General features: G+C 40.2%; 24 protein-coding genes and 1 tRNA gene. 15 read left to right on the top strand and 10 right to left on the bottom strand.

The window, feature by feature from the left end; all coding sequences use genetic code 11:
* Positions 1-297 precede the first annotated feature (297 nt).
* From IC572_RS01940 to IC572_RS01895, 10 genes are all read left to right on the top strand, one after another.
* On the top strand, positions 298-507 hold the full coding sequence (locus IC572_RS01940; RefSeq protein WP_120917386.1) for a hypothetical protein: 210 nt from the start codon (positions 298-300) through the stop codon (positions 505-507).
* 307 nt (positions 508-814) lie between these two features.
* Positions 815-1,627, top strand: coding sequence for a hypothetical protein (locus IC572_RS01935; RefSeq protein ID WP_187854898.1), 813 nt, complete (start codon positions 815-817; stop codon positions 1,625-1,627).
* Between the two features lies 1 nt (position 1,628).
* Complete coding sequence (locus tag IC572_RS01930) at positions 1,629-2,402, top strand: coiled-coil domain-containing protein (protein WP_187854880.1); 774 nt, start codon at positions 1,629-1,631, stop codon at positions 2,400-2,402.
* 16 nt (positions 2,403-2,418) lie between these two features.
* Complete coding sequence (locus IC572_RS01925) at positions 2,419-4,839, top strand: hypothetical protein (RefSeq protein WP_187854879.1); 2,421 nt, start codon at positions 2,419-2,421, stop codon at positions 4,837-4,839.
* Positions 4,836-5,405, top strand: coding sequence for a hypothetical protein (locus IC572_RS01920; RefSeq protein WP_165561206.1), 570 nt, complete (start codon positions 4,836-4,838; stop codon positions 5,403-5,405). Before IC572_RS01925 ends, IC572_RS01920 begins: the two co-directional genes overlap by 4 nt.
* A 15-nt stretch (positions 5,406-5,420) precedes the next feature.
* A complete protein-coding gene (locus IC572_RS01915) occupies positions 5,421-5,681 on the top strand; it encodes a type VII secretion protein (RefSeq protein ID WP_187854878.1) in 261 nt (86 codons plus the stop codon).
* Positions 5,682-5,847: 166 nt separating this feature from the next.
* Positions 5,848-7,047: an HNH endonuclease gene (locus IC572_RS01910; protein ID WP_415751471.1), complete on the top strand. Its 1,200-nt coding sequence runs from the start codon at positions 5,848-5,850 to the stop codon at positions 7,045-7,047.
* Entirely contained in the window at positions 7,017-7,436 is a 420-nt protein-coding gene (locus tag IC572_RS01905) for an SMI1/KNR4 family protein (protein ID WP_187854877.1), read from the top strand. Before IC572_RS01910 ends, IC572_RS01905 begins: the two co-directional genes overlap by 31 nt.
* A gap of 1 nt (position 7,437) precedes the next feature.
* Complete coding sequence (locus tag IC572_RS01900; protein WP_187854876.1) at positions 7,438-7,785, top strand: hypothetical protein; 348 nt, start codon at positions 7,438-7,440, stop codon at positions 7,783-7,785.
* Positions 7,778-10,210, top strand: coding sequence for an FtsK/SpoIIIE domain-containing protein (locus tag IC572_RS01895; protein WP_187854897.1), 2,433 nt, complete (start codon positions 7,778-7,780; stop codon positions 10,208-10,210). Before IC572_RS01900 ends, IC572_RS01895 begins: the two co-directional genes overlap by 8 nt.
* Positions 10,211-10,290: 80 nt before the next feature.
* Here IC572_RS01895 and IC572_RS01890 read toward each other — a convergent pair whose 3' ends face one another.
* The 10 genes from IC572_RS01890 to glmM all read right to left on the bottom strand — a co-directional run bounded on the left by IC572_RS01890 (position 10,291) and on the right by glmM (position 18,381).
* Entirely contained in the window at positions 10,291-11,088 is a 798-nt protein-coding gene (locus IC572_RS01890; protein ID WP_187854875.1) for an urease accessory protein UreD, read from the bottom strand.
* Entirely contained in the window at positions 11,088-11,687 is a 600-nt protein-coding gene (gene ureG / locus IC572_RS01885) for an urease accessory protein UreG (RefSeq protein ID WP_000238762.1), read from the bottom strand. Before ureG ends, IC572_RS01890 begins: the two co-directional genes overlap by 1 nt.
* A gap of 28 nt (positions 11,688-11,715) precedes the next feature.
* The gene (locus IC572_RS01880; RefSeq protein ID WP_187854874.1) at positions 11,716-12,486 is read right to left on the bottom strand and encodes an urease accessory protein UreF; all 771 of its coding nucleotides are present in this window, start codon (positions 12,484-12,486) and stop codon (positions 11,716-11,718) included.
* Between the two features lie 10 nt (positions 12,487-12,496).
* Positions 12,497-13,009 (bottom strand): urease accessory protein UreE, encoded by a 513-nt coding sequence (gene ureE / locus IC572_RS01875; RefSeq protein WP_000583090.1) that lies wholly within the window; start codon positions 13,007-13,009, stop codon positions 12,497-12,499.
* A 1-nt stretch (position 13,010) separates the two neighbouring features.
* Entirely contained in the window at positions 13,011-13,598 is a 588-nt protein-coding gene (gene ureI, locus IC572_RS01870) for an acid-activated urea channel protein UreI (protein WP_000901267.1), read from the bottom strand.
* A 206-nt stretch (positions 13,599-13,804) separates the two neighbouring features.
* Positions 13,805-15,514: an urease subunit beta gene (ureB, locus tag IC572_RS01865; RefSeq protein WP_000724295.1), complete on the bottom strand. Its 1,710-nt coding sequence runs from the start codon at positions 15,512-15,514 to the stop codon at positions 13,805-13,807.
* A 3-nt stretch (positions 15,515-15,517) separates the two neighbouring features.
* Entirely contained in the window at positions 15,518-16,234 is a 717-nt protein-coding gene (gene ureA, locus IC572_RS01860) for an urease subunit alpha (protein ID WP_000779223.1), read from the bottom strand.
* A gap of 249 nt (positions 16,235-16,483) precedes the next feature.
* A tRNA-Val gene (locus IC572_RS01855) sits at positions 16,484-16,559 on the bottom strand.
* A 17-nt stretch (positions 16,560-16,576) separates the two neighbouring features.
* The gene (gene lspA, locus IC572_RS01850) at positions 16,577-17,050 is read right to left on the bottom strand and encodes a signal peptidase II (protein WP_187854873.1); all 474 of its coding nucleotides are present in this window, start codon (positions 17,048-17,050) and stop codon (positions 16,577-16,579) included.
* Positions 17,044-18,381 (bottom strand): phosphoglucosamine mutase, encoded by a 1,338-nt coding sequence (gene glmM, locus IC572_RS01845; RefSeq protein WP_187854872.1) that lies wholly within the window; start codon positions 18,379-18,381, stop codon positions 17,044-17,046. Before glmM ends, lspA begins: the two co-directional genes overlap by 7 nt.
* Positions 18,382-18,470: 89 nt before the next feature.
* Between glmM and rpsT the strand changes: the two genes are divergently transcribed.
* The 5 genes from rpsT to IC572_RS01820 all read left to right on the top strand — a co-directional run bounded on the left by rpsT (position 18,471) and on the right by IC572_RS01820 (position 24,317).
* A complete protein-coding gene (rpsT, locus tag IC572_RS01840) occupies positions 18,471-18,740 on the top strand; it encodes a 30S ribosomal protein S20 (RefSeq protein WP_001273615.1) in 270 nt (89 codons plus the stop codon).
* Between the two features lie 111 nt (positions 18,741-18,851).
* On the top strand, positions 18,852-19,910 hold the full coding sequence (prfA, locus tag IC572_RS01835) for a peptide chain release factor 1 (RefSeq protein ID WP_187854871.1): 1,059 nt from the start codon (positions 18,852-18,854) through the stop codon (positions 19,908-19,910).
* Positions 19,911-20,323: 413 nt separating this feature from the next.
* Positions 20,324-20,578 (top strand): hypothetical protein, encoded by a 255-nt coding sequence (locus tag IC572_RS01830; protein ID WP_187854870.1) that lies wholly within the window; start codon positions 20,324-20,326, stop codon positions 20,576-20,578.
* A gap of 12 nt (positions 20,579-20,590) precedes the next feature.
* Positions 20,591-22,291, top strand: coding sequence for an outer membrane beta-barrel protein (locus IC572_RS01825; RefSeq protein ID WP_187854869.1), 1,701 nt, complete (start codon positions 20,591-20,593; stop codon positions 22,289-22,291).
* 253 nt (positions 22,292-22,544) lie between these two features.
* Positions 22,545-24,317 carry a dentin sialophosphopreproprotein gene (locus IC572_RS01820; RefSeq protein ID WP_187854868.1) on the top strand — a complete coding sequence of 591 codons (1,773 nt, stop codon included), beginning with the start codon at positions 22,545-22,547 and terminating at the stop codon, positions 24,315-24,317.
* The last annotated feature ends 77 nt before the right edge of the window (positions 24,318-24,394 follow it).

The following is a 24,394-nucleotide window of genomic DNA, read 5'->3' as shown; positions in this document are numbered from 1 at the left end:
ATTGTAGCATGTTTTAAGCGGGTGGCTTTAAGTCTTGTGGGTTGGTAATGTTTTTTAATTTTAAATTTTGTTCTAGCGGTAATTAATTCTCATTCCAACCTGTTTGAGTTTTATCACGCATTTTTACACAATGATAAGAATTTGAGTGATAATTTGTATTGTTTTTAGCTTCATTTACTTTTCGTTTAAAAATGAATTATAACATTCGCATCGTGTAATTTAAAGTTTAGCTTATTCAATTAAACGATTTTAAATTAAACGGATTTACAAAGAATTTTACAAAACAAAGGATATAAAATGAAAACAATTAAAAATGGTATTATGGTTGGCACACTCGGTGCGTTGTTATTGAGCGGTTGTTCTAGCTTTGATACTCAGCGTTTCGCTTGTCTCCCTAAAGACCATTCTTCAAAAGACGCTTCTACCAAAAAAGAAGCACAATACATGCCTAAGGGCTTTTTTGACCCTTATTCTTCTAACTTAAACCACTGGGATTCTACATTCTAGGGGTTTGTTAGAGGGGGCGAAAAAAGGGGGGGGAAATAAAGCTCATTTTAAATTTTCTCAAATTACAATAACAACCTTATTTAACATTGATATAAGATAAAAGGAGATATTCTTATGAGTGGCGTTCATATTGTAGAAAACACGAATACAGAAAATACGAATATTTCAAGAACGACTGCTTCCGCCCCCCAATAATGAAGAGCTTTTAGAACTTGTTAGAGATGTTAGAGAACTTAAAGATCGCATTCAAAAATTAGAAGATCTTAAATTAGAAGACTTTGAACCCCTTAGAAAACTCTCTCATCTTATAGGCTCTTTCTTTTCGCTTGGGAAATCCTCTAACGACACCCAAGAAAACCCAAAAGACGCTTTAAAAAAAGAGGAAACGCTTAAAAAAGTCCAAGAAGTCCAAGAAGAAAACGCCAAACTAAATAGAGATAAAACAGATCTAACTAGAGAAAGAGACAATCTAAACGATCAGCTTAACGCATCACAAAAGCAAGTGCAAGCGTTAGAACAATCTCAGCAAGCTTTAAAAAAAGGAAACGACGAATTATTAGGAGAAAATCAAAAGCTAGCCGATAAAAATAAAGCGCTAACCACAGAAAAAGATAATCTAACTAAAGATAAAGAAAACCTAACCACAGAGCTATCAACAGCAAAAAGCCAAGCCGAAAAAACGAGCCAAAAACTAAACGAGTTAGAGCGAAGGCACGCTCCATACGAAAAATTAGAAAAACTCTATGAAGTCTTTTTGGAAGTCAGAGGGTGCTTGAATTTTGGATTTGTAGCAACAACTCACAGCGCAATGGACTTGATCGCATCTGTTCTTAGCGATAGCAAATACTATTTAGAAAGCCTTTATAACAAAGCGAGCCAAGAATTAAGCGATAAGAGGAACGATAAGGGCGAGAAATTAGCTGAATTGTTTGATTTGCTTTTTGAATACATTAAGGATAGTAAATTTGAGCGTTTGAAAGAGCCAAGTGCTTATGACCATTCATGCAAAACGCTATACCCAGAGCAAAACGCTTCTCAAAAGATGCAAAGAGTGGTCTTAAGAGGCTACACATACGACAAAAAAATAGCATGTTACACTATCGTGGATATGGGATCATAAAATGGGAACATTGATAGAAAAATGGTTTGGCTTCTATCAAATAAGAGAAGAATTAGAAGCCCGCATCGGTGAGTTAGAAAATGAAAACGCCGAATTATTCACAACAAAAGACAAGCTAACCAAAGAAAACACCGAGCTAGCTTACAAAAACAATAAGCTATTCAAAGAAAACGAAAAAATCAGTGGGTTAGAAAATTCTAACGATCAATTATGGCAAGCTAAAGAAAAGCTCACTAAAGAAAATACCGAGCTAGCTAATAAAAACGCCGTGCTGACTGAAAAAACCGTCGATCTGAAAACCGAAAACGACAAGCTCAACCACCAAGTTGTCGCGCTCACTAAAGAGCAGGGCAGCCTCAAACAAGAGCGAGCGCAATTGCAAGATGCGCATGGGTTTTTAGAAAAATTATGCGCTAATTTAGAAAAAGACAACCAACACCTAACAGACAAACTCAAAAAGTTAGAAAGCGCTCAAAAAAATTTGGAAAACACTCACAATCAATTACGGCAAGCTTTAGAAAACTCTAACGCTCAATTAGCGCAAGCTAAAGAAAAAACAGCCAAAGAAAAAACCGAGCTGGAGCGAGAAATCGCGTGCTTGAAGAGCTTAGAAGGTATGGAAGCTAAAAGCGACCTGGACTTACACAACAGGCGTTTAGCGAGCGCAAACCAGGATTTAAAACGCCAAAACAGAAAATTAGAAGAAGAGAACATGGCACTCAAAGAGAGGGTTGATGGCTTGAACGAGCAACCCTCAAAACAACCAAAACCATAATTAAAGGAGAAATATCATGGTAACACCCTTACAGAGTTTAAGACTGCCTCTTGGCCACCCGTTAGTAGAAAAATTGTGCAAGCTGTCTTTAAAAGATGGAGTCGCATTCAATGAAAAAAGTAAAGTCAATTTCAAAAAAGAAGTGTCAGAAGAAGATCAAACTAAGTTTAAAAAAGCGCTGCGGGTGCTTCATGCGATCGTCAATAACAGCACTTCTTCAAGGTATCTTTCTGATGACAATCAAAAATTCTTAGAGAGTTTAGCGCAAGCTGAAAAGATCGCTAATGAGCAAATAGAAAAAACCTTAGAGATCGTTTCTACTAGCGATGTGGATGTGGATTTTGAAGCATTTAAAGAATTGATGCTCAATGTGGATAATATAGCGGTAGGCCTTAAGAGCTATAGTCAAAGCCAATTGCTTGATTTAAATGGAGGGCATTGGGATTTAGAGGTGCCTAGCTTGCCTAAAGAAAGGGTAACCTTTAGGTTTGATAATTTAGACCCTAACGGCAAAGAAATGAACTTCTATGCGCACTCAAGTTTGAAGGATTTAAACAAGGGCGTTGTCGCTATTGACTTTGGGACTAAAAGCACGACCGCAAGCTATATGGATAAGAACAGGGAATACCGCTTGCTCTCTATTGGCGGGCTAGTAGATGACGCAAGCCCTACAAAGTTTGAAAACCCTACGATCATGGAGTTTAGACACAGAAAAAAATTTATTACAGAATACAACGCGCTAGATCACCGCCCTTTCACAGAACATAACGATATGGAAGTGGCGCATGAAGCCCAAAAGAATCTTTCACACACTCAAAATAATCATTTGTATCGGTTTTTTTCTCAATTGAAGCAATGGGCTGGAGCGGATGAAAAACAGAATTTTAGGAATTTTAAGGAGGATTTTTCTTTAGAAAGCTTCGCTAATTGCACGGGTTTTAACCCCATAGAAATCTATGCTTACTATATTGGCCGTTGCATCAACAACATGCACAATGGCGTGTTTTTGAAATACTTTTTATCCTATCCCATCAAGTATGAAAAGCATCAGGCTGAAAAAATCAGAGAGAGTTTTGAAAGAGGCTTGAAAAAATCCTTACCCCGGCATGTTTTTGACGATGAAAAAACGGCTAAAACTTTCAAAGTGGAATTGAGAGCGAGCGAGCCTTACGCGTATGCCATTAGCGCTTTAAAAAGCTACGGGTTTTTTAAATCAGAGAAGTTAGACAAGCCAATTTATTACGGGGTGTTTGATTTTGGGGGCGGGACGACGGATTTTGACTTTGGCAAATGGGAAAAAAGCGCTAGCCCCAAATTCCTTTACAAAATGACGCATTTTAGCAGCGGAGGGGATAAATATTTAGGCGGTGAAAATTTATTGGAATTATTGGCTTGGGAAGCGTATGCCAAAAATTTCCAAGAGCTGAAAGCAAAAGATATTGTCATCGCTAAGCCCAACTATGACAGGATCGATACGCAACGCTTTGGATCGTTTATGCAAAATTCCAGTGGAGCGCGCTTGAATTTGCAAGAGATCGCTTCTAAATTACGCCCTTTTTTAGAAAATTTAGACGCTGATATTATAGAAGCGATAGAAGAAAATGAAAACTTTGAGATAGAGAATTTTGAAAAGGATTTTAAAACTATGCTGTTTGATAGGAATGGGGTAGAAACAGAATGCGATCTTAAATTTGATTGCAAAGAGCTTTTAAACCTCTTAAAAGACAAGATCAATGAAAGCGTTGCCAACTTCTTTGCCGGATTTTCTAAAGTGATGGCTGAAAACATTGATGATCAGTGTCGGGCGTTTCATGTTTTCTTAGGCGGGAATGCGAGCCGTTCGGTGTTAGTCAAACAAGCGTTTGAAAACGCCAAAGAAAAGCAGCTCGAAGATTACAAGCAAAAGACTTCTAAAGATGATTTCACATTCATCATTTACGAGCCACTAGGCACAGAAAAATCAGACAAACAGATTTTAGAGCTTACCGGAGAAGATGTTTCTAACACGCCCGCTTATTTGAAGCCTACTTGCAAAACCGGGGTGGCTTTTGGGCTTTTAGAGAGCAGGGACAAGGCTAAAGGGATTGAAAGGCCCTCTATAAGCTCCAACCCTGTGTTTAAATACGATTTAGGCATTGAGATAGAGGGGAAATTCCACGCTAAAATCCATAGGGATTCTTTAAAGCCTAATGAATACCAGATTTTCCAAACTAAAGAGGAATGGGGAGGCTTTGATGAGCTAGAGATACGCTATAGCGATAAATCTCTCGCCAATACCAACACTCTAAACATTCAAGACACGCAAATGATTTCCATAGCACTAGAAGAGCATGAAGAAGTGGACGTGAAGGTGTGTTGCGTGGATTCCCAAAGCATTAAAGTGGGGCTGTTTAAAGACGACCAATTAATCTATGAAAGCGAGGCAGAAAAATTATGATGACTAAGAACGCTTATGCGTTTGTCGTGATTGAAAAAAGCGTTATGGTGTTTAAACGCGCCAAAGACAAGGGGCTAATCCCTATCACTGAAGGCTTTGCGCCTTTAAAAGAGGGCTTTTTGAAAAATTTTAAAGAGCGTTGCAATCTGGAATTTTTAGAAAATTTAGACCTTTTGTTTTTGTATGACTACCAGTTTTCAAGCGAGGTTTTTTCCTTGTGTAAGGATTTGAAAAATTCCATTTGGGACAGAAAGCTTGTGGTAGCGTTAGTGGAGGCTTTGGAGGGTTTTAAGGGCTTGAATTTGTCTCTTAAGATAGAAGACAGGCATTCCAATAGCCTAGGTAATGGCACTCAAAAATTGCTCACCAACGCTGATTTAGGGAGCAACCACAAAGCAATCGTGATAGACAGCATGAAAACATACCACCAAAGCCAGCAAGAAAAATACAAAAGAGAAAGAGGCGAAACGCTAGAGATTCGCCCCACAACACCCCCTAGCTATGGGGGTGGGAGCATTAGAATCAGCGGCAATAAAAAGCCTGATTCTAATGAAGAAAATTTTTAAAAGAAAGGACAACCGATGAGCAGAGTGCAAATGGATACCGAAGAGGTCAGGGAATTTGTAGGGCATTTAGAACGCTTTAAAGAGTTACTAAACGAGGAAGTGAACAGCTTGAGCAACCATTTCCATAATTTAGAATCATGGCAAGACGCTAAAAGAGAGAGATTTAGCGAGGTGGTGGATAACTTGAAAGGCACTTTCAACGAGTTTGATGAAGCCGCGCAAGAGCAAATCGCATGGCTTAAAGAGAGGATTAGGGTTTTAGAAGAAGATTATTAAGGGGTGGTTTATGGCTGAATGAAAAACGGACACAGAAGAAGTCAAAAAGGTTGTTGAAAAATGCAGGGATTTTAAAGAATCCCTGCAGGAAAAAAGGTGTGGTGGTTTTATCAAAGACCTTGATAGTTACGCGCTAAAAATCATAGTAGAACGCAGAAAAATTGAAATGCAATTGGAAAAAGCCATAGGAGAATTAAACGCAGCCAAAAAGGAGCGAAGTGGTTTTTGGGGATTTCTTGGGGAGATTGGGAGAAGTTTTAGTAATGCGGTAGGGTCGGTTATCCCCCCTTTTAAATTATGCGCTGAACTTTGTGAAAAGGGCTTAAACCTTATGGAAGACAATATAGAAAAATGGGAACACAATGTAAGGTTATTAGAACAAACACTTGAAATCTACTCCACTCAAGCCAAAGCGAGCGTGGATCTTGTGAATCAAGCTTGGGAGGGCGTTAAAAAGAGGTTGCATTTTTATACCGATAAGCACCAGGAATTTATCAGGCGTTTGAACTATGCGAGCGCGGCGATAGATAACGAATACAACTTTCCAACCCCAGGCGTTTTAATGGAATACGATTTTGAACGGCCTACTTTCTCTTATAACCCTAAAAAAAGCGTTTTTAATGAGCGATTGAAAGATTTGATGGAAGATTTTAGTGCTTCTTTATACGCTGATTTGAAAGACAAGATCAACGCTTTTTCTCATAGGGATCGCGCAACAACTTCTAAAGAGCATGGATTGGATTTGATGAGCGTTGATTTTGAGAGCTTTTCGTTAGCCAAAAAACATTGCGTTAAAAATTGCAAGAAAGCTTTACAGGATTTTGCAGAAAAAATCAAAGAATCCCCCAACGATTTGAACGCTATGAACGAAGCTTTTGATAATTTGGAAACAGAGTTGGAGCGTGCTACAGAAAATTTGAGCCAAAAAATAGCGCCCGTCTTAGAACGGAATGAAAATTATACGCAAAAAGCGTTGGAGTATAGGGAGTTTTTAGAAAGCCGTAAAGAGGGCTTTATGGTAGATGAAAAAAACCCTTATCCGGAAGAAGTCCGCTTTAATGGGTTGCGTTTGGCGGAATTTGATAGCGTTTTTAGCGCCATTGCGCCTTTAGAAGATTTAAGTAAAACCGCATGCGCTCATCATGCCCTAAAGGCTTTACAAGCCGCGCTTAAAGACAACGATTTGGGCTTTGATGCGACAGAACTAGAACAGATCGCAAAAGGATTCATCCCTAGGGGCTATTTATGGCATTTTGACGCGAATGTTTTAGGGAATGTGGCGTTGGTGAGAGAAGAATTATTATTAGGCGTGAAACACACGAAAGGATATTCACTATGGACAGAATTTCTACAGAAACAGAATTGAATTGGGAATTTGTAGAGCCGCTCAATGAAAATGCGTTGAGCGATCTAGAAGAGCGGTTGAAAATAGGCTTTAGTGATGAATTTAAGGACTTCATCAAACGATCGAACTATGGTTTTAGCCAATGGCGTTATTTCATGGTGGGCAATGAATCCTACACGTTCAAACATGTTTTGAATTTCAATTTAGAGGGCTTGTTCATTGATTTCATGCAAAGCTTAAAAGAATGGTTAGAGCCTGAAGAAATCGTATTCGCTAATGACGGGTATGGGGGGTATTATCTTTGGAATACCACCACTGATGTGGTGCTGTTTTTAGACACCGATAATGGCTCAAAAAAAGCGCTATTAAATCTTAAAATGTTTTTAAAAAAACTGGAATCAAGGGGTTAAAATGTTTTCTCATAAAGTTTTTTTGGAGGGTTGCACCAATGAGTTAAGAAGGATTTGCGACTATTTCGTAGAAAACGCCATGCAAGATGATTTAGGGCAGAAACTTAAAAGTGAGGCGCTAGAGGAGATGCTAAAAATTGCACATGAATTAGAAAATTTAGAGCAAGACACTCAATACAAAAGAAGAAAAATCAACGAGCAACTTGAAGAAGCCAAGTCTTTGGAGAGGCGAATTGATATGAATTTCCATCCATCAAGCGAGATCGATAGGCTTATGCGTGAAGCCAAAGAGCATGAAAGAGAAGCCAAGAGGCGCTATGATGAATATCTTAAGGATAAAGATGATTGATGCGGGTAATTTATTAAAAGAACTGGACGACGCCTTAGATAAAGTTGTTGCTAAAAAAGAGCCAGAGAGTTTTCTCAAGCCGATCGTCTCACAAATAGAGGACTATCAAAAGAGTATCAGGCAAGTTCAAGCACAATTCACAGACGCGCCAAAGTTCAATGAAACGACCACTTACCCCCAATTTTTAAGCTGTGGTTTATTGGAAATTAAAGGCAAGAATGGCACTAACATGGAATTTTTATTGCCTAAAGTTTATCCTTTCCCCCCTAAAAGCTTGTATATAGAGCATGAAAAAGACGGGCAGTTTTTGAGAGAAATGCTCATGCGCTTACTCTCCAGCGCGCCTTTAGTGCAACTGGAAGTGATTTTGATTGATGCGTTGAGTTTGGGGGGCATTTTCAATCTGGCCAGAAGGCTTTTAAATAAAGACAATGACTTTATTTACCAGCGAAGGATTTTGACCGAAAGCAAGGAAATAGAAGAAGCCCTAAAGCATTTGTATGAATATTTAAAGGTTAATTTGCAAGAAAAATTAGCCGGTTTTAGAGGTTTTGCGCATTATAATGAAACCGCCAAAGACCCCTTGCCTTTAAAAGCGCTTTTTTTAAGCGGGGTAGATGCTTTGAGTAAAGACGCGCTTTATTATTTGGAAAAAATCATGCGTTTTGGCTCTAAAAATGGGGTTTTGAGCTTTGTCAATTTGGAGAGCGAAAAAAACAATAAATCCGCAGAAGATCTGAAAAAACATGCGGAGTTTTTTAAAGACAGGACAAGTTTTGAGTGCTTAAAATATCTTAGCGTAGAAGTGATCAACGATCAAGGTATTAAATCCCAGCACATGAAAGACTTCGCTGATAAAATCAAAGCGTATTACGAGAAAAAGAAAGTAGTCAAAAGCGAGTTGAAAGCCTTACAAAAAGACGAAAAATTTTGGACTGAAAGCTCTCAGCATGAAGTGAGCGTGCCGGTGGGGTGGGATATTAACCATAAGGAAGTGTGTTTTGAAATCGGTAACGCGCAAAACCACACGCTCATTTGCGACCACAGCGGGAGCGGGAAATCCAATTTCTTGCATGTGTTGATCCAAAATCTAGCCTTCTACTACGCGCCCGATGAAGTCCAACTCTTTTTATTAGACTATAAAGAGGGGGTGGAATTTAACGCATACACAGATCCGATTTTAGAGCATGCGAGGTTGGTGAGCGTGGCGAGTTCGGTGGGTTTTGGCATGAGTTTTTTAAGGTGGCTTTGTAAAGAAATGCAAGAAAGAGCCAATCTGTTCAAGCAATTTAAGGTGAAAGATTTAAGCGATTACCGAAAACATGAAAAAATGCCCAGACTGATCGTAGTGGTTGATGAATTTCAGGTGCTTTTTGGCGATAATAAATCCACTAAAGCGGTGGAGGGGCATTTAAACACTCTGCTTAAAAAGGGTCGCAGCTATGGGGTGCATTTAGTTTTAGCCACTCAGACCATGCGCGGCGGTGAAATTGATTCAAGCTTTAAGGCTCAAATCGCTAACCGCATCGCTTTGCCTATGGATGCAGACGACAGCACTAAAATTTTGGACGATGATGTAGCTTGTGAGCTTGTCAGGCCAGAAGCCATTTTCAACAACAACGGAGGGCATCAAAAATTCCACACCAAGATGAGTATCCCTAAAGCCCCTGATGATTTCAAATCTTTTCTCACAAAAATACACACTGAATTTAATCAAAGAAATCTCGCGCCCATAGAGCGTAAAATCTATAATGGCGAAACGGCTTTAAAAATGCCCAACACCCTTAAGACTAATGAAATGCGTTTGCATCTGGGCAAAAAAGTGGATTATGAGCAAAAGGATCTGATAGTGGAGTTTGAAAGTAACGAATCGCATTTGTTGGTGGTGAGCCAAGATTTAAACGCTCGCATCGCTTTAATGAAACTCTTATTCCAAAACATCAAAAGCGCGAACAAAGAATTGGTTTTTTGCAATAAAGAAAAACGCCTGATAAGGTTTTTTGATGTGCAAAGAGAATACGGCATCACGCCTGTAGAAAATATCTTAAGCGTTTTAGACACCGCTATGAATCCTAACAGCGCGCTTGTGATAGACAATCTCAACGAAGCGAAAGAATTGCACGACAAAGTAGGGGCGGAAAAATTAAAATCGTTTTTAGAAAAAGCCACAGACAACGAGCAGTATTGCATCATCTTTGTGCACGACTTCAAACAAATTAAAACTAATTACCATTTTGACAAGTTAAAAGAATTGTTAAACAACCACTTCAAGCAATGCCTGGCCTTTAGGTGCAATGAGGAAAACTTAAACGCTATCAAAAACAATTTACCTCCACCAAGCGCTCTCAATAATCTCAACGCGCTATTGATAGAGCTTTCTAAAGACAGCCGCACTGAGTTTAGGCCCTTCAGCTTACAAGATTAAAAAAAGGGGGGGTTAAAAAAAGAGAGTTAAAAAAAGGGGGGGTAAAAAGACTAAAGGAATTTAATCTTTTTGAAGCGCTTTTAAACCTTTTGTGTGATGGTTTGCGTGATTAGGCGAGCGATTTTTTCTCTTAAATGCAATAAGGGTTCTGAACCTTTCGCTAAAGCTTTTAGGCATAAATGAGAACTAGCAATCTCGCTCACGGCTCCATCCACTCCTTCGCTCTCTTCAATCAATCCTCGCACACCAGAGAACTCTATGGGGCAATTGACAAGCACCAGATTCAAATAATGCGTATAGCCATCAAACATGCACATGTTTGTCATGTCGGTGGTTTTTGGATCTAAAATCGTATTATCATAATAGATGGGTTTCTCATCTTGTAAAATAGAGATTTTGGTGTGCAAGCGGTTGAATTTAAACAACTCATTACGCGCCACTCGCCCAGCGACAATGATTTCACTATAGAGCAACTGAGAACTAGAGCGTAAAGAAATCGTGGTATTGCCCTTAAAATGCGCGTTTTCAAAGGGGATTAAAGGGAAGGGCGCGAAGTCTAAAAAGGCGTTTTCCCCCACAACGATATGCATGTCTCTGCTGGCAAACCCGTCTTCAGTGTTATGGATTTTTTCAAAGGATTGCGAGGTGATCCTTAGCTTGCAATTTGGACCGATGCTTAATTGCATGTCTTGCGCATCACCCCTCATCATGCCAGGGCTTACCGCTAAAAGCATGATTTCAGCTAAATCGTCTTTAGGGTAAAAGGGCGCCATGAGCTTAAAGGGGGGCGTGAAAAAATTGTCTTCAATCACGCACCGCCCATCAGCCCCTATTTTGGTTTTTAACCTGAGCTTGGATTCTTGAGCGTAAGTGTTCATCAATCTTCCAATAAAGCGTTACGCTTAATCCAAGCGATCACATCATCTAAGCCTTCTTTAGCGCGGATATTCGTAAAAATAAAGGGCTTTTCGCCGCGCATCTTTTTAGAATCCCTTTCCATGACTTTCAAGTCCGCTCCCACATAGGGGGCTAAATCAATTTTATTGATGACAAGCAAGTCTGAACGCGTGATTCCTGGCCCGCCTTTCCTGGGGATTTTATCGCCCTCAGCCACATCAATCACAAAAATCGTAAAATCCGCTAGCTCTGGGTTGAAAGTCGCTGAAAGGTTGTCGCCTCCGCTTTCAATTAAAAGCAATTCCAAATTAGGGAAACGGCCATGCATTTCTTCTACCGCTTCTAAATTCATAGAAGCGTCTTCTCTAATGGCGGTGTGCGGACAGCCCCCCGTTTCTACGCCAATAATCCTCTCTCGTGGCATCACCGAATTTTTACACATAAACTCTGCGTCTTCTTTAGTGTAAATATCATTAGTGATAACCGCCATGTCGTAATCCTTTGACATGTGGCGCGTTAAAGCTTCAATCAAGGCGGTTTTACCGCTTCCTACAGGACCACAAACTCCAATTTTTACCATAAAATTCCTTTCAATTTGAGATTAAAATTCAAGACATATAAAGGCGCGAGTATAAACTCTCATGCTGCATCGCCTTAATGTCGTTTTGAACGCTTGCCGCACACAGGTGGCTTTCGTCTAGTTCTAGGGTTTTTTCTATGAGCTGGTTGAAAGGGCTTTGCAAGCTCAATAAGATTTTTTGCCCATCGTTTTGAGATAGTGGGACGCTTTTAACGCAGTTGATCACCATGTTAGAAGTTTGCGCATAAAGATAATGCCTTAAAGCCTTTTTCAATTCAATCCCCAAACTCGCCGCAAAAACGCCATAGCTAGTGGCATGGGTTGGATCTTTGGTTTTTTGAGCGTAAGCGTTAAAAAAGGTGCCCATGTCTAATTCGTTCATGGCTTGTAGGGTTTTAATGAAACGATTGCCTAGCTTTTGATTGGCTAATCGTAATTCCATGGGGCTTGTGGATAACCTAATGACTTCTTCAACCCCTAAGATTTTTTTTAAATCCTGTTGGAGGGCGCTTTCATAGGTTAATTTCAGGCTCATCATTTCCGTGTAAAGAAACTGGCTAAAAAGATTGGCCTTTAGATATTCTAAAGCGCTTTCTTTATTGGTAACCTTTTTTTGTTGGATGTAAGTTTCTAGCCCAAAAGAATGCGTGTAAGATCCAATGGGGAACACCGCATCATTGACTTGTAAGATCAGAAATTCATTATCTACATGACTATTGGTATTGTCGTCTGTCTTTGGGGTTTTTGGGGGCGTACCCACGCTTTTTTTAGTGCTTTTCACGCTCTTTCCTTTATCCATCTGTATTTTTCTATTTCATGACCACTTTAAAATCGCTCGCTAGTGAGACCTTAAAATTAGGCTCACTATGGGGCATGCTCACGGTTAAGCGTTCTTTAGAATCCAATTTTGAACTTAAAACACGATTTTGAACCCCTAGCTTTTCTAATAACGCTAGCGTAGGCTTTTCAAATGGTGTTTTAAATTCAAATTGAGACTCGCCATAGTATAAAGCCGCATGGCGGTTTCCTATCTCGTAGCATATTTTCGCTACTTCTGCCACGCTCTTGGCTTGGATGTGAATGACTTCAGAATCCAAGATATTAACGGCGATAATTTCCTTCTCTTCTTTAAATAAAATATCCCCTTGAGAGAGACCCAACTTGGGAGCGTCTTTAAGGCGTATGGCTATGTCTTTGCCTTGCCTGGTTTTAAAGCGAGCGATTTTTTTCCTCGTTTCAAACCATTCCAAATCCACATGATCCACATTGAAATCCAAGGGGTTTAAATCCCTTAGATTGCCAACTAAACGCTCTATGATCATCTCACACCCAGTGTTGGATAAAGAGTAACCAAGCAGGGATCCAAGCGGTTAAAATACCCTCAATGATAGCAAGCCATGGAGTGAATTTCCCTAAAGGGATTTTCAAGATGTTTTCAATGAAAGCGGTAAGCCACAAAACACCCCAAGCCAACCATATGATCGCCCACCAATCGCCCTCAGTGATGCCTAACACTTTGTGGTCATCAAGCATATCGCTATAGTGGGATAAAATCGCAGCAGGAACAGTGTTGATCGCTACGAATAAGCTATACCAAGAATACGGCCTCCAATCCAAACCAAAAGTGTGGTTGATAGCCGCATACAAGTAGGTAAAACCGAACAATAACCCAGTCGCTGGCCCATAGAAACTAGTCAAATGGTGCGATACTTGAGCAATATCTTCTGCACCTTCTACAGGGGCTGTAGGGTGGAGCGCGGAATAAGTGATGACAACCACATTACAAACAATGGAAAGCCCGCCCACAAAAAAGTTCATCACCGCAGTGCTTTTAGGATCGACTTTGGTTAATCCGCAAATCCCATTGCTGATTAAAACAATCCCAACATATAACAATACAAGTCCTAGCATTGCCTTATCCTTCCAAAACAAAATTTTTACAACAAACGCACCTTACGAATAACTTTTGTTGCTTGAGCTAATCATAAAGAAAAATAGTAAATTAACAAAAAATAAAACAAAAAAATAAGCTCTTAACTTTTAATAAAAAAGTTAGAGAGCCTACAACCTAAGATTTAAGGAGGAACGCTCCTAAAACCTTAGAAAATTAAAAAATCCTAGAAAATGCTAAAGAGCTGCGCCAAGCTCACTTTATTAGCTGGTTTAGAAGTTACTTCTTTGCCATCCACGAACACATGGTAAGTTTCAGGATTGACTTCAATGTGAGCGGTAGTGTCGTTGAATTGCATGTCTTTTTTAGTGATGTTTCTGCAATTTTTTACCGGCAACACTTGTCTTTCAAGCCCTAATTCTTCTTTAATGCCTTTGTCATAAGCCGCTTGAGACACAAAAGTGATGTTTGCATCGTATTTAGCTTTACCATGGTGAGCGAACATTTCTCTGTAATAAACCGGTTGTGGGGTAGGGATAGAAGCGTTCGCATCGCCCATTTGACTTAACGCAATGAATCCGCCTTTGATGATCATGTTGGGTTTCACGCCAAAGAATGCTGGACTCCACAACACCAAGTCAGCCACCTTGCCCACTTCTACAGAACCGACATACTCGCTAATCCCATGAGCGATCGCTGGGTTAATGGTGTATTTAGACAAGTAGCGTTTGATCCTGAAGTTGTCGTTATCGCCTTTTTCTTCTTTCAAGCGGCCAAACTCTTTTTTGTTTTTGTCAGCTGTTTGCCAAGTTCTAGTGATGACTTCACCCACACGGCCCATCGCTTGAGAGTCAGAACTGGTGATTGAGAAAATCCCCATGTCATGCAAAGTGTCTTCAGCCGCAATGGTTTGAGGGCGGATCCTTGAATCAGCGAACTGAACATCTTCTTTAATGCTTTTATCCAAGTGGTGGCACACCATAAGCATGTCCATGTGTTCGGCTTCTGTATTCACAGTGAAAGGGATAGTGGGGTTAGTGGAAGCGGGAAGAATGTTGTGTTCACCGGCCACTTTAATAATATCAGGAGCGTGTCCGCCGCCAGCGCCTTCAGTGTGGAAAGTGTGCATAGTGCGTCCGGCAATAGCTGCCATAGTGTCTTCTACACAACCGGCTTCATTCAAAGTGTCTGTGTGGATAGCGACTTGCACATCGTATTTGTCCGCAACGTCTAGCGCATGATTGATTGCAGAAGGAGTGGTGCCCCAGTCTTCGTGGATTTTAAAGCCAATCGCACCGGCTTCAATTTGATCGGCTAAGCTCGCGTCGTTAGAAGCGTTACCTTTAGCTAAGAAACCTAAGTTCATAGAATATTCTTCAGCCGCTCTGAGCATCCATTTTAAATTTCTTCTACCTGGAGTGATAGTAGTCGCATTAGTGCCATCAGCAGGACCAGTTCCGCCACCAATCATGGTTGTTACACCGCTTGCAAAAGCTGTAGGGATTTGTTGGGGTGAAATGAAGTGGATGTGTGTGTCAATACCACCAGCCGTTACGATCAAACCTTCACCGGCTAAGGCTTCAGTAGCAGGACCCACGCTAAGATTGTTTTTAACGCCATCTTGCATGTCTTTGTTACCGCCTTTACCAATGCCAGCGATTTTGCCATCTTTAATACCAATATCCGCTTTATAAATACCGGTGTAATCCACGATTAAAGCGTTAGTGATGATTAGATCCAGTTCTTCTTTGCTAGGGTTGTTAGATTGGCTCATGCCTTCTCTTAGGGTTTTACCGCCACCGAATTTAAGCTCTTCGCCATAAATGGTGTAGTCATGTTCTACTTCAGCGATCAAGTCTGTATCGCCCAATCTCACTTTATCGCCTGTAGTAGGGCCATACATAGAAACATATTCTTTTCTGCTAATCTTTTTCATTTCTTACTCCTTAATTGTTTTTACATAGTTGTCATCGCTTTTAGCGCCATGAAAACCACGCTCTTTAGCTCTGTGTAAAGCAATTTTTTTGCTTTCGTTATCGGCTTGCCTATCAACCAACGCGTTAAATCCAAAGATTCTTCTGTTACCGCCAATGTCAATCAACTCTACGGATTTTTCTTCGCCAGGCTCAAACCTTACCGCTGTCCCGCTCGCAATGTCTAAGCGTTTGCCGAAAGTCTTTTCTCTGTCAAAGTCTAAGCATCTATTTACTTCAAAGAAATGGAAGTGTGAACCGATTTGAACGGGTCTGTCGCCCACGTTTTTAACTTTCACGCTAACGGCTTTTTTGCCTTCGTTGATAGTGATGTCTTCATTTTTTAAGAACAACTCACCAGGAACTAATTTTCCATTAGCCTCAATAGGGGTATGCACGGTTACGAGTTTGGTCCCATCAGGAAACATCGCTTCAATACCCACTTCATGGATCATGCTCGCCACGCCATCCATCACATCATCCGGTTTTAAAAGAGTGCGCCCTTCTTGCATCAATTCAGCCGCAGTCTTTTTACCAGCTCTCGCTTCTTCCATAATATGGGCACTAATCAAAGCTACCGCTTCCACATAGTTAAGCTTAATGCCTTTTTCTTTGCGTTTTTTAGCTAATTCTCCAGCGTAGTGGAGCATCAACTTGTCTAACTCTTTTGGGGTGAGTTTCATCTCATTCTCCTATTCTTAAAGTGTTTTTCCTTGAAGACATAACGAAATCAAGGTTGGATGTAATTGTAGCAATGTTTTGATTTACTAAGATTAACAGAAGCGTTCATTAACTAATTATTATTTAAAATGAATTAGTGTTATATTTTTGAAGTGCTATAAAAGCGTTATTGGAAGTGCGTTTAATACCCCTTTAGAATTTATAAAGATCAAAAACCCACAAAAAAATGAGAATTAAAATTGGAGTGATAATGGTGGCCACGACTGGACTTGAACCAGCGGCCACTACCATGTCAAGGTAGTGCTCTACCAACTGAGCTACGCGACCTTTATTAAAAAGGGTAATTATGCCTTAATTTTGTTTTGTTTTTGCTTAAAAAAGAATTGTCTTAACAATAAAACGCCCACGCCCACATCTATCATGACATCAGCGAAATTAAAAATGGCAAAATCAAAGCCATAATGATAATACACATAATCCACCACGCCCCCATGCACAAACCGATCCAAGATATTAGAAACCCCAGCACCAAACACCATGCCAAACTCTATCGCATGGGTTTTAAAAAGCTCCCTTTGGCGCATTAAAAAGATAAAAAGCCCTAAAATCAAAAGGATTTGCAAGTATTTCAAACCCCCCTCTAAAAAACTGAGCAAGGAAAACGCCACGCCTTTATTGAATACTAAAACAATATCTATAACCAAACTTTCATAGCGAAACCCCTCTAAAATAGCGTATTTAATCGCTTGATCCACGCCAAAAATAAGAAAAAAAACCCCTATAAAAACCAATAGGCTTTTTTTAGTGGTTTTTAGCACAAATGCCCTTCAAAAAACTCTTTTAATTCTTGCATTTTGGATTCTAAAAGTTTTTCATCTTTAGCTTCTAAAAGGATTCGTAATTTGTTTTCAGTGCCGCTATAACGGATCAAATGGCGGATTTCTAGTTTGTCTAATTCTTTTAAAAGAGCGCTATAACCTTTCAGGCTTTCTAAAGGAGACTTTTTTTGGATATTCAAATTCGCTAGGCTTTGGGGGTATAATTCAAAGGGGTTTAACGCAACAGAGCTTACAAGCTTACTTTCTAACACAAGCGCGCTCACTTGCAAAGCGCACACCAAGCCATCGCCCGTTTTAGCGTAATCGCTAAAAATGATATGTCCGCTTTGTTCGCCTCCAAAATTGGCTTTATTCAATCGCATGCATTCGCTCACAAACTTATCCCCAATCGCGCAATGCTTCAATTCTAAATCTTGGGATTTTAGGTATTCTTTAAGGGCTAGATTGCTCATGTTTGTAGCGACAATTGCTTGAGAAGAAAGGGCGTTTTTAGATTTTTGATAAACCCCTAACACCCCTAAAAGCTTGTCCCCATGCACGATATTCCCTAAATTATCCACCACCACTAACCTATCCGCATCGCCATCAAAAGCAAAGCCCAGATCCGCGCGGTATTTTTTCACTTCCTGGCTCAATTGGTTAGGGTGTAAAGCCCCGCATTGCTCATTAATATTACACCCATTAGGCTCATCATTAATCACTAACACATCAGCTCCAAGCTCGCTAAAAACGACCGGAGCCACCTTATAAGCCGCGCCATTAGCCGTATCTAGCACGATCCTTAAACTCTGTAAATTCAAATGTTTGGGGAAAGAGTGCTTTAAATGCACGATATAGCGCCCTATGACATCATCTATCCTTTTAGCGCTACCGACGCTCTCGCCCACTTTATAACTAGAATGCAGTAATCCTTCATCATGAAAGATTTCTTCAATCGCTTTTTCTTCTTCTTCTTTAAGCTTATAACCATAAGAATTGAAAAACTTAATACCATTATCTTCAAAAGGGTTGTGGCTCGCGCTTATCATAATGCCCGCATCACAGCGCATGTCTTCGGTTAAAAACGCAATCGCAGGGGTAGGCATAGGCCCTATTTGGATCACATTATAGCCTATGGAAGTGAGAGCGCTCACTAAAGCGTTTTCTACCATATAGCCGCTTTTTCTGGTGTCTTTACCGATTAAAATTTTATTCGTTTGAGAATGTTTTTTAAAATACAACCCGGCAGCAATGCCTAAACGCATCACAAACATGGGGGTGAGTTTCACCCCTGCTTTACCCCTCACGCCATCAGTCCCAAAAATTTTCATCGTTATAAAATACCTTTTAAACTATTTTTAATCAATTTTTAGATAGAATTATGCCAAATTTTACATTACAAAGGGATTAAAACAAGGCTATGGCAAATCATAAGTCCGCAGAAAAGCGAATCAGACAGACCATTAAGAGAACCGAACGCAACAGGTTCTATAAAACTAAAATTAAAAATATCATTAAGGCCGTGCGTGAAGCGGTCGCTGTCAATGATGTAGCAAAAGCTCAAGAGCGTTTGAAGATCGCTAATAAAGAGTTGCATAAATTTGTCAGCAAAGGGATTTTAAAGAAAAACACCGCTTCTAGGAAAGTTTCAAGGCTTAACGCTTCAGTGAAAAAAATCGCTCTCGCTTAGTTTTAAGGCGTTTTTTAACTTCTTTAAGCTCAGTAATGGGTTTTTATTATTGGGCTTCTTTTTAAGTTTTGCGTTTTTTAGATTGTTGCATCTTTTTATAGGTAGTTTTGCATGTCTATTCTAGCCGAAAAGCTTTCTTCCATTCTCAAACGATACGACGAACTCACAGCGTTGCTTTCTAGCACTGAAGTAATTAGCGATATTAAAAAACTCACCGAATTGAGTAAAGAGCAAAGCTCCATTGAAGAAATCTCTGTAGCGAGTAAGGAGTATTTGAGCGTTTTAGAGAATATCAAAGAAAATAAAGAGCTTTTAGAAGACAAGGAATTGAGCGAACTGGCTAAAGAAGAGTTAAAAATTTTAGAAATCCAAAAAAGCGAGTTAGAAACTGCCATTAAGCAACTCCTTATTCCCAAAGATCCTAACGATGATAAAAACATCTATTTAGAGTTAAGGGCCGGCACGGGGGGCGATGAAGCGGGCATTTTTGTAGGGGATTTGTTTAAGGCGTATTGCCGTTATGCGGATTTGAAAAAATGGAAAGTAGAGGTAGTGAGCTCTAGCGAAAACAGCGTAGGGGGCTATAAAGAAATCATCGTTTTGATTAAGGGCAAGGGCGTGTATTCAAGGCTCAAATTTGAAGCAGGCACGCATCGAGTCCAAAGAGTCCCCGAGACAGAATCTCAAGGGCGCATCCACACTTCCGCTATCACAGTAGCGATCATGCCTGAAGTGGATGATGTGGAAGTTTCTATCAACCCTAGCGATTTAAAGATTGAAGTGTTTCGCGCTGGCGGGCATGGGGGGCAATGCGTCAATACCACAGACTCCGCCGTCCGCATCACGCACCTCCCCACCAATATCAGCGTGAGCATGCAAGATGAAAAATCCCAACATAAAAACAAGGACAAAGCCCTAAAAATCTTAAAAGCGCGCCTTTATGAAAAACAAATTGAAGAGCAACAACTCGCTAACGCCAAAGACCGAAAAGAGCAAGTGGGTAGTGGGGACAGGAGCGAAAGGATCCGCACCTATAATTACCCGCAAAACCGCTTGAGCGAACATAGAATCAATTTAACTTTGTATAGTTTAGAAGAAATCATGCTTTCAGGGAATTTAGATGAAGTGATTAACCCTTTAATCGCTCACGCCCAAAGCCAGTTTGAATAAAACCCCCACTAAAACGATAAAACAAAGGGATAAAACGCTCAAGCGTTTTTTAAGATAGCCACCCACTACCACTAAAAACCCTAACATGTTCTTAATTTTCGCCCCACAAAAAACAGCGTAAGAGTTCCCATAAAAGCTAGTTATAAATATAATTTTAAATTCTATATATATTTATATATATAAATGCACTTTTAAAAAATAAAACGATTTATTTAACATATTCTTAACAAAAAATTCACTTTTTTGTGGTATAACTCCAAAGCTTAATATTTGTAAGAGCGAATTGTATTCTGTAGAAGCGAATGTATTCAAGGACAACTCTCAAATTTTGATAGCTCCCTATATTTTTGTGCCATAGCATGAATGCAATAAAAAAAGAAATCCTTAGGATTTCTCACATTAAGGAGTTTTAAATGAAAAAGGTTTTTTTAGGTATGGCATTAGCCTTTAGTATGTCCATGGCAGAAAAAAGCGGCGCGTTTTTAGGAGGAGGGTTTCAATATTCTAATTTAGAAAACCAAAACACCACCCGCACCCCAGGCGCTAACAATAACACCCCAATAAACACTTCAATGTTTGGCAACAATCAAGCGGCTCCAGCCCAAGAAACGCAAAGCGCTTCCAAACCGGACACTAAAGTCAATCCAAGTGCTTGGATGAAAAAATAAGGGGAGGAAGTCATGAAAAAGTCATTCAAAAAATTAGGCTTTTTCTCTTTAGCGGCCAGTAGCGTGCTTTTAGGGAGCATGAACGCTACCGATTTAGAAACTTACGCAGCGTTGCAAAAACCATCGCATGTTTTTGGTAATTATGCTAAAAAGAGTAATAAAGGTAGCGAATTATCGAGCGATTCACCAACGCAACAACAAGCCCAAACTCAAGCTCAAAGCGACAGCCAAGAAGCGACAACGCTTGAAAACACCGCTTCAAATGACAGCCAAACCGCCACAGCTGATGAAACTTATACAAAAAGCACTGAAGCTACCGTAGCTGATGCGGCTAAACAAGTAGAAACCGATAACGCAGCCGTTCAAAACGATGAAAAAACTTTAAAAACAGATGTAGCTAAAGTTCAAGCTGATGCTAGCGCTAAAGATTTTGATGAAACCACTTTTAAAGCCGATCAACAAGCAGAGCAAACCGCTGAAACAAATTTACAAAAGGCTGAAGAACAGCTCACTAACGATCAAAACGCTTTAAACACAGATTTACAAGATCAGACGAAAACACCAACCCCACCAGCTAAAAAAGATGAAACAAGTGGTGGCACTAGCGGGAACACCGTGGCAAGCCAGTTAACCAAAGATACCACTATGGTTAATAATCTTAAGAGCGTGAGCGTGAGTGGCATGAACACCACTTTAAGTGGGGTAGAAACCATGTCTAAACAAACCGCAACGATCAGCACTCTTTTAAGCGGTAATCCTAATTTAGGCAGTGTGATTCCTAACGCTCAAGGGCTAAACAGCGCGTTTAGCGCATTAGAAAGCGCTCAAAACACTTTAAAAGGCTATTTGGATTCTTCTAGCGCGACGATTGGGCAATTGACAAACGGCTCTAATGCGGTCGTGGGCGCGTTAGATAAAGCTATCAATCAAGTGGATATGGCTCTAGCCGATCTTTCTACAGCTGATACGCAAAAAACGCAAGCCGTTGCGCTTGTGGCTGCTAGTGATAGCGCAACGACAACGACAGATGCCATCAATTTCTTAAACGCGCTAAAAACCAATCTAATGGCTCAAAAAGACGCTTTCATAAGCGTGCATAAAAACATTCAAACTGCTGTCGCTCAAGCCCAAGCAACCTATACGCCAAGCGTGATCAACACCAATAATTACGGGCAAATGTATGGGGTAGATGCGATGGCAGGGTATAAGTGGTTCTTTGGCAAAAAGAAACGCTTTGGCTTTAGGTCTTATGGATACTACAGCTATAACCATGCGAATTTAAGCTTTGTGGGGAGCCAGCTTGGAATCATGGAAGGCGCGTCTCAAGTGAATAACTTCACTTATGGCGTGGGCTTTGATGCGCTCTATAACTTCTATGAAAGCAAAGAGGGCTATAACACAGCAGGGTTGTTCTTAGGCTTTGGATTAGGAGGGGATTCGTTTATCGTTCAAGGAGAGAGCTACTTAAAATCTCAAATGCAAATTTGCAATGACACCGCAGGCTGTTCAGCGAGCATGAACACGAGCTATTTTCAAATGCCTGTTGAATTTGGTTTCAGGAGCAATTTCTCTAAACACAGCGGGATTGAGGTGGGCCTTAAATTGCCTTTATTCACCAACCAATTCTATAAAGAAAGGGGCGTAGATGGATCAGTAGACGTGTTCTATAAAAGGAACTTCTCTATCTATTTTAACTACATGATCAACTTCTAAACCTTTTTCTTCTTTCCAATTAGAGGGTTTTCTCTCTGTTGGTTTCTTTTTTCTTTTTTTTGCGATGTTTGTTTTGTTGTGTTGGGGGGGGTTAGGTTTTTGTTTAAGAAAGTTTTTTAAAAACTAAAGAAGCGTTTAAAACAGAACCTTTTGTTTTGGGATTTGATTTTTTACTTGGGCTTGTTTTCAAAAATCATTTTGATTTCTAAAAATAGTCTATAATGCTCGCAAGAGATATTTTTTAAGGTTATCAATGAAAGCTATAAAAATACTTTTTATAATGACACTCAGTTTGAACGCTATCAGCGTGAATAGGGCGTTGTTTGACTTAAAAGATTCGCAATTAAAAGGGGAATTAACGCCAAAAATAGTGAATTTTGGAGGTTATAAAAGCAGCACCATAGAGTGGGGGGCTAGCGCTTTAAACTATATCAATGCGGCTAATGGCGATGCGAAAAAATTCAGCGCGTTAGTGGAAAAAATGCGTTTTAACTCTGGCATCTTGGGGAATTTTAGAGCGCATGCGCGTTTGAGGCAAGCCCTAAAATTGCAAAAGAATTTGAAATATTGCCTTAAAATCATCGCTAGGGATTCTTTTTATAGTTACCGCACCGGTATTTATATCCCCTTAGGCATTTCTTTAAAAGATCAAAAAACGGCCCAAAAAATGCTCGCTGATTTGAGCGTGGTAGGGGCGTATCTTAAAAAGCAACAGGAGAATGAAAAGGCTCAAAGCCCTTATTACAGGAGCAACAACTATTACAACTCCTACTATAGCCCTTATTATGGTATGTATGGCATGTATGGAATGGGCATGTATGGAATGTATGGCATGGGCATGTATGATTTTTATGACTTTTATGATGGCATGTATGGGTTCTACCCTAACATGTTTTTCATGATGCAAGTTCAAGACTACTTGATGTTAGAAAATTACATGTATGCGCTCGATCAAGAAGAGATTTTAGACCATGACGCTTCCATCAACCAACTTGATACGCCTACTGATGATGACAGAGACGATAAAGACGATAAATCTTCGCAACCAGCAAATCTCATGAGCTTTTATCGTGATCCTAAATTCAGCAAGGATATTCAAACCAACCGCTTGAATAGCGCCTTAGTCAATTTAGACAACAGCCGCATGCTCAAAGACAATTCGCTCTTCCACACTAAAGCCATGCCCACTAAAAGCGTGGATGCGATCACTTCTCAAGCTAAAGAGCTTAACCATTTAGTGGGGCAAATCAAAGAGATGAAGCAAGACGGGGCGAGTCCTAGTAAGATTGATTCAGTTGTTGATAAAGCTATGGAAGTGAGGGACAAATTAGACAATAACCTCAACCAATTGGACAATGACTTAAAAGATCAAAAAGGGCTTTCAAGCGAGCAGCAAGCCCAAGTGGATAAAGCCCTAGACAGCGTGCAACAATTAAGCCATAGCAGCGATGTGGTGGGGAATTATTTAGACGGGAGTTTGAAAATTGATGGCGATGATAGAGACGATTTGAATGATGCGATCAATAACCCTATGCAACAATCTGCGCAACAAACGCCCACCAACAACATGGACAACACCCATGCAAATGACAGCAAAGATCAAGGGGGTAACGCGCTCATAAACCCTAACAACACTACCAACGATGATCACAACGATGATCACATGGATACTAACACCACTGACACCGGCAACGCAAACGACACCCCCACTGATGATAAAGATGCTGGCGGCAACAATACCGGCGATATGAACAACACCGACACCGGCAATACGGACACCGGCAACACCGATACCGGTAACACTGATGATATGAGCAACATGAACAATGGCAACGATGATACGGGTAACACTAATGACGACATGGGTAATAGCAACGACATGGGCGATGACATGAATAACGCGAACGACATGAACGACGACATGGGTAATAGCAACGATGACATGGGCGATATGGGGGACATGAACGATGACATGGGTGGCGATATGGGAGACATGGGGGATATGGGTGGCGATATGGGGAATTGAGATTAACCCCAATATCAAAGAGTGATAGCCAAAACTTAATATTTTTATTTATAATTCTTTTAAGGGGGATAGGGGGA

It is taken from the genome of Helicobacter pylori (genome assembly GCF_014496485.1).
GTDB lineage: Bacteria > Campylobacterota > Campylobacteria > Campylobacterales > Helicobacteraceae > Helicobacter > Helicobacter pylori_DD.
This window is presented reverse-complemented; position numbering and strand designations above follow the sequence as displayed.